Here is a 255-nt window from a genome sequence, read left to right on the forward strand (position 1 = left end):
AATAAGTGCACATGGCGGATGCCTTGGCGATTACAGGCGATGAAGGACGTAGAAGTCTGCGATAAGCTTCGGGGAGCTGACAAACAAGCTTTGATCCGAAGATTTCCGAATGGGGAAACCCGGCCTTATAGGTCATCGTTAGCTGAATACATAGGCTAACGAAGCGAACGCGGCGAACTGAAACATCTAAGTAGCTGCAGGAAAAGAAATCAACCGAGATTCCCAAAGTAGTGGCGAGCGAAATGGGAAGAGCCT

At 49.0% G+C, this 255-nt stretch carries 1 rRNA gene; it reads left to right on the forward strand.

From position 1 onward, the window contains the following. Window positions 1-255, forward strand: a 23S ribosomal RNA gene (locus tag GM658_RS28745); the annotation flags it as partial.

The organism is Massilia eburnea (genome assembly GCF_009720745.1).
In the GTDB taxonomy this organism is placed as follows: Bacteria; Pseudomonadota; Gammaproteobacteria; order Burkholderiales; family Burkholderiaceae_D; genus Rugamonas; species Rugamonas eburnea.